Annotated in this window: 1 pseudogene; it reads left to right on the top strand. The window is 74.7% G+C overall.

What is annotated here, in order from left to right:
* A pseudogene (locus AB2B41_RS23515) lies at window positions 1-269 on the top strand (cell division protein FtsX); the annotation flags it as partial.

Raw genomic sequence — 269 nt, 5'->3', positions numbered from 1 at the left:
GGCTTGATGCCAGTGGGTTGCGGCTGCGGCTGGCGGCGGAGGTGCCGGGGGCGGTGCTGGACGACCACCGCCGCTGGCGCGCGCCGCTGGTCAAGGCCGCCTCGCGGCTGCGGCTGCTGGGCTGGGCGTCGATCCTGCTGAGCGGGGCGGCCGTGGCGGCGATGGTGACGCTGGCGGCGAATGCAGCGCTTGCCGCGAATGCGCAGGTGATCGCGGGGCTGCGGCTGGTGGGGGCGCGGGACGATTACATCGCGCAGGCCTTTATCCGC

Source organism: Sulfitobacter sediminis (assembly GCF_040811725.1).
Classification (GTDB): Bacteria; Pseudomonadota; Alphaproteobacteria; order Rhodobacterales; family Rhodobacteraceae; genus Sulfitobacter; species Sulfitobacter sediminis.
The sequence above is the reverse complement of the archived record's forward strand: the minus strand, read 5'-3'. Positions and strand labels throughout refer to the sequence as shown.